This window comes from Algoriphagus sp. (assembly GCF_039969895.1).
Taxonomy (GTDB): Bacteria; Bacteroidota; Bacteroidia; order Cytophagales; family Cyclobacteriaceae; genus Algoriphagus.
The window spans coordinates 1-5,700 of sequence record NZ_JBDVMZ010000019.1 but is presented as its reverse complement, the minus strand read 5'-3'; the positions used below and the strand labels follow the sequence as shown (position 1 = coordinate 5,700).

4 protein-coding genes are annotated in these 5,700 nt (G+C 42.4%); all 4 read right to left on the bottom strand.

What is annotated here, in order from left to right; genetic code table 11:
• Positions 1–148 precede the first annotated feature (148 nt).
• Positions 149–2,500 carry a multicopper oxidase domain-containing protein gene (locus ABJH64_RS14695; RefSeq protein ID WP_348334409.1) on the bottom strand — a complete coding sequence of 784 codons (2,352 nt, stop codon included), beginning with the start codon at positions 2,498–2,500 and terminating at the stop codon, positions 149–151.
• A 54-nt stretch (positions 2,501–2,554) separates the two neighbouring features.
• On the bottom strand, positions 2,555–3,013 hold the full coding sequence (locus ABJH64_RS14690; RefSeq protein ID WP_348274922.1) for a DUF305 domain-containing protein: 459 nt from the start codon (positions 3,011–3,013) through the stop codon (positions 2,555–2,557).
• Positions 3,014–3,015: 2 nt separating this feature from the next.
• A complete protein-coding gene (locus ABJH64_RS14685) occupies positions 3,016–4,245 on the bottom strand; it encodes a TolC family protein (RefSeq protein WP_348274923.1) in 1,230 nt (409 codons plus the stop codon).
• Positions 4,246–4,247: 2 nt separating this feature from the next.
• Positions 4,248–5,700 (bottom strand): efflux RND transporter permease subunit (locus tag ABJH64_RS14680; protein ID WP_348334405.1); only part of this gene is annotated, 1,453 nt, incomplete at its 5' end.

Sequence of the window (5,700 nt, the reverse complement as noted above, 5' to 3'; positions counted from 1 at the left end):
ATCAAGCGATATGTTAAGTATCAAGAGAAAGAAGAACGAAAGGTAGAAGAACAGCAACAAGGCTTTGACTTCTAGTTCGGTGCCAAAAGCCCCTTACAGGGGCAATTCAAAGCCACCTTCTAAGAAGGTGTGTTTTTTACTTGAATGCTTAAAATCTGACAGTTAAGCCCCCACCAGCACCGAAACGGTTATCATAAAGTCCCATCAATGAGAAATTTCTGGAAAGGATATAGCTAGCTCCGGCAGACCAGGTAGTTTCTCCCTTATAATTGGAGTTTTCTCCGGATTCAGGAAGGGTATCTGTCCACCCAAAATCCATTTGATATTCATAATTTGCGAAGATGGTGGTGCGAGGAAAGACCATTATCTCTCTGCTTATCCGGAATTCTGGTCTCAGCTTACTGTCCATTCTTACATCCAGATTGAATAGGTATGGAGTTAGAAATCGAATACCGACTACGGCCGTAGTGCTGATTTCATCCAAACTCTCCTCTATCTCATTTTCCATATTTACCCCGGCAAAGACTCTGAAATAATCGTACAAGTACCTCTCATAACTTACTTCTGCCTCAAAATTCTGGTTATACCCATACTCTAAGTTCAGGTTCAGTTGATTTCTGATATTGGATGACATCAGGTTCAGTCCGAGCATTTGAGAAGAAACTTCTGCCGTCCCCCAATTAAATAGACCGTCTGTTTCATGGAGGAGTTTTTTCAAAGGAAAGCCTTTCAATCTTGGATCACGTGGGGTGTCATAAGAGAACACTCGTGCCATACCACCCATCATGTGATAGAGGACATGACAATGGAAAAACCAATCACCTTCCTCAGTCCCTTCAAATTCTATCGTGATCTTTTGCATTGGAGGTACATTCACGGTATGCTTTAGCGGCGAATATTCTCCTTTATCATTGATTACCCGGAAGAAATGCCCGTGTAAGTGCATGGGATGATGCATCATCGTAAGATTATTTAATGTAATTCGAGTCACTTTTCCACTTTCGATCTTGATCTTGTCAGCTTCAGCCAATGGCACTCCATTCATACTCCAAATGTATCTCCACATATTCCCGGTAAGATTCAGCAGAACTTCATTGACAGGTTCGTCGGTAGGAAAGCTGGTCTTCTCAGGGGACTTGAGGTAGTTATAATTGTACTCAGCAAACATGTCCATGCCAGGCATTTTGTCCATAGTTGCTCCCATGTCCATCTTGCCTTTCATTTCCATGGATTTGTCCATTGACTCGTCGTGGTTCATTTTGGAATGATCCATGCCTTGCATAGTTGTTTTCTTAGATGAATCGCTGGTACTTTTCTCCTCCATTTTCATCTTGGAATGATCCATTGGCATGTCAGACTTCTCCATCCTCGAGTGATCCATGTCATCCATGTTCATTTTATCATCCATTTGCATTCCCCACTTATCCATCATTTCTTTTGGCTTCTCTTCAGATGGCTTAAACTTCATGGCGGGGGCACCCATTTTCATGTCCATCTTTGCCATTTTCATCATCATATCTATTTTATCGGGTCGGGGAACATCAGGAGCAGAAATAATATCTCCCTTTCCTAAGAAGGTGGAAGTTTGTCCAGAACCATCTTGCACAGTAGCGCGGATTTCCAATTTGCCCTGTTGTGGGATCGTAACTATAAAATCATAGGTTTCTGCTATAGCGATAAAAGTTTTATTGTGATCGATAGGCACCACGTCTAGACCATCGGCTGAGACAAGCATTGGATTCTTGCCTCCGAAAGTCAACCAGAACTGAGAGGAAGCTGAACCATTGATGAAACGCACACGCACCTTTTCTCCAGGGGTAAAATCTGGATATTCAGTAGTGGTTTCCCCATTATTCAAAAATGCATTGTAATAGATATCCGCGATATCCGCACTTTCCATTCGTTGCTTCCAAAAATTAAGCTGAGCACTAAATCCTCCCCTACTAATCACCTGATTTAAAGGAGTTGCAGTCCCTTTACGAATATTATACCATTCATTACCACGTTTCAAATTGCGCAGTACATTGTGGGGTTTTTGATTAGTCCAATCGGAAAGAACAACTACCAATTCAGAATCATAGGTTAATGTTTCCTCCTTAGGTTCAATCACAATTGAACCATACACTCCACTTTGCTCTTGGAGCATGGTATGGGAATGATACCAATAGGTGCCAGCTTGTTTCAGCGGGAACTCATATTTCTGGGTTTCACCGGGCTTGATGGGCGGAGTTGTCAAATAGGGTACTCCATCGAAGAAATTTGGCAATAAGATACCATGCCAATGCACAGAAGTCTCTTCATCCATTTCATTTTTGACATAGATTACAGCATAGCCTCCTTCTTTAAATCGCAGAGTTGGCCCGGGAATTCCATCATTTACCGTCATTGCAGCGACAGGCTTTCCAGCCTTTGAGACCATTGCTTGCTTTAAAGTAAGTGTGTAGGTCGAAGTATCCGTCGGTATCTCTTGGGAATAACCAGTCGCCATGGTTACAACCATAAGGGAAAGCCATGTGATTAGATGAAGTAATTGGTTTAGCTTTATCATGTCTTATTACTTTTTAGCCTCCAGTCTTTTGATCATATCCTGCATCTGGGCTATTTCCCGCTTCTGAGCTTCAATTATATCTTGCGCCAGTTTTTGAGCTTCTGGGTCTTTAAGGTTGGCTTTCTGACTCACCATGATTGCAGAAGAATGATGTGGGATCATTGCTTTCATCCATTGCACATCAGCAATCAAAGTCTGATTTCTAAGCATGGTCAGTGTGCCTACAAAAATTATCGCAGCACTCACTAGGATGATGTAATTGGCTTTTTTGTTTTCGTACATTCCCCACATAAATAGTATCATAGAGATGGCCATGGGCGCCACCATCAGAATAGTCATGTAGGTTCTAGTTGTACTGAGCATCACATGCTTGAACAGATCTGCATTCAAAAACATGACTGCGTACATAATGACGAATGAAACGGCCATCATTGCTGCGAATTTTACATAGCTTTTGCTTTTCATAATTAGTAGGTTTTAGCGGTTAGATAATTGATTTGTGCCAGGGAAGACTTGTAAGTCACCATGGCTTTTAATTTCATTTTTTGGAATTCGAGTAATTGCTGCTGGATTCTCAAAACCTCCTCAAAATCCCTCCCTGAATTGCTATAGGAATTGTACAGCAAGTCCAAGGTCTGTTCGGTGGTTTTGATTTGTCTGTCATAGAGAAGGAGCAAATCATCCTGTATCTTCATATCAAAGGAGTAGCGGTAATAAGACCCGTATAGCCTATTGGTAAGCTCCTCTTTTTCCAGTGAATAGGATTCCTGCATCAGCTGAGCTTCTTTTTGGGCCCCTTTGTATTTTCCACGGAAAATGGGAAGACTCATTGTCACCATAGGCATGAGTACATTTTTACCATTGTCAGCGACCGCCATATCCTCTCGCTCGCCCACAAGTACATAGTCCAAACCTGCACCTAACTTGGGCATACCTTGTTTTTGGGCTACACGCTCATTCGCTTCGCTTGCCTGAATTTTCAAATCCAGACTTTCCAGCATGGGATTGGACTGGATGGAATCAGGGAGAATCATTCGATCCTGTACTGAAATATTTAATTTTTCACTTATGGGTACTTCGCTGTCATGTGGTCTGGAGAGCAGTGAGTTGAACCAGGAATTGGTAGATTGAATCTTCTTATGAAGAACCTCCAAATTTGTTTCTGAAGTCTGAATCAGAATATCTACCCGAAGTGCATCGGCTAGACTCCCTTGGCCGTTTTCAAATTTTGTAGTAGCCAGACTATAATAGGTACGAAGAATTCTTAGATTCTCTTCCTCCAGAGCAATCAGCTCATGAGACTCTTGCAGAGGGAAATACACCGTAGCCAATTGACTGTATAATTGATTTTTAACATCTAGAAATTCTTGGTATTTCGCTTCAGCCATCAATGCAGCTGCATCTTCCTGTGCACGCAGTGTCCCAAACCATGGGAACATTTGTGTCAATGAAAACCTTGCTTTTTGGGGACCAACACGAGTCTCTACAGGAGAAAGGAAATAGCCAAAAGATAAATTGGGGTCCTGTAGTGATCCAACCTGTGGGATTTTTTCCATGGCAGCTTCAAATGCTTTGTATTTAGCCTGAAGCCCTGGATTATTTTCTGCTCCTAGCTGAAAATAATCTTCTAAGCTTTGGGAAGCTGCAGAGCAGAATACTCCGAGAAACAAAAGGGATGATATGATGATAGTTTTCATTGTCAGCTTTTTTTAAGTTTTCGTTCTTCCCGAATGGAGTAAAGAACTGGTACAATAAAGTAGGTGATAGCTGCTACGATCATACCTCCAAAGGCTGGAATAGCCATAGGAATCATGATGTCCGATCCCCTTCCCGAAGAGGTTAAAATAGGTAGTAATGCGATGATCGTGGTAGCTGAAGTCATCACGGCGGGCTTGATTCTTCGCTGACCTGCTTCCACAATAGCCATTCGTATCCCTTTTGAAGTATCAGTTTTATTTCGTTCAAAACTTTGATCCAGATATGTGGCCATTAACACTCCATCATCAGTGGCAATACCAAAAAGCGCGATGAAGCCCACCCAGACTGCCACACTTAGATTGATCTGGTGAACCTGGAACAGGTCTCGCATATTGGTGCCGAAGAGATCAAAATCAGCAAACCATCCTTGTCCATAAAACCAAAGTGTGATAAATGCTCCACTGAAGGCCATTGCTATTCCTGTGAATACCATCAGGGAAGTAGTGACAGATTTGAATTGGAAATACAGAATCAAAAAGATGATGGCCAATACTGCCGGAACGATGATACTCAGCCGTTTCTCAGCACGAACCTGATTTTCATAGCTACCAGAAAACTTGTAGGTAATTCCTGCGGGCACATCCAATTCCCCTGAATCAATTTTGCTTTGGATCAACTGTCGTGCATCTTCAACCACGGTCACCTCAGAATTCCCGTCTCTTTTGTCAAAAAGCACATACCCGACCAAGAAAGTCTCCTCGCTTTTGATGGCTTGAGGGCCACGTTTGTACTCAAAATCCACGAGTTGCCCTAAAGGAATTTGAGCTCCGGTAGGAGTTGGAACAAAGATCTTAGCCAAGCTTTCAGGGTCATCGCGCAATTCTCTTGGATAGCGAACACGCACAGGAAAACGCTCTCTGCCTTCCACTGTAGTGGTTATGTTCATTCCACCAATAGCTGTTTCTATAGTTTGCTGCACATTTTCTATAGTCAGTCCAAATCGCGCGATTTTTTCCCGGTTGATATTGAGGTGCAGGTAAGGTTTTCCAACGATTCTATCTGCGAAAACTGCTTCCTCTTTGACGGATGGAACTTGCTTCAGGATGTTTTCCAGTTGTATTCCAAAGTTCTCGATAGTCTGCAAATCAGGGCCATATACTTTAATACCCATAGGTGCTCGCATGCCGGTTTGAAGCATGACTAATCGAGTTTCAATAGGCTGTAATTTAGGAGCGGAAGTGATTCCAGGTATTTTGGTAACTGCGATGATTTCTTTCCATATATCATCAGGAGATTTGATGTGTTCCCGCCAATTTCGGAAATACATGCCTTCCTCGTCAGGAATTAAGTTTTTGGCAGGCTTATTTTGTGCGATTGCATCTTGGTTGGAAAGGGTATCTCCCGTGGAAAAAATGAATCGGTCTTCCTTGTCAGTTTTAAACCGCTGTTTATGG

Coding starts and splice junctions, on each gene's coding strand:
- ABJH64_RS14695 (WP_348334409.1), bottom strand. CDS start 2,500: ATGGTTGTAACCATGGCGACTGGTTATTCCCAAGAGATACCGACGGAT.
- ABJH64_RS14685 (WP_348274923.1), bottom strand. CDS start 4,245: ATGAAAACTATCATCATATCATCCCTTTTGTTTCTCGGAGTATTCTGC.
- ABJH64_RS14690 (WP_348274922.1), bottom strand. CDS start 3,013: ATGAAAAGCAAAAGCTATGTAAAATTCGCAGCAATGATGGCCGTTTCA.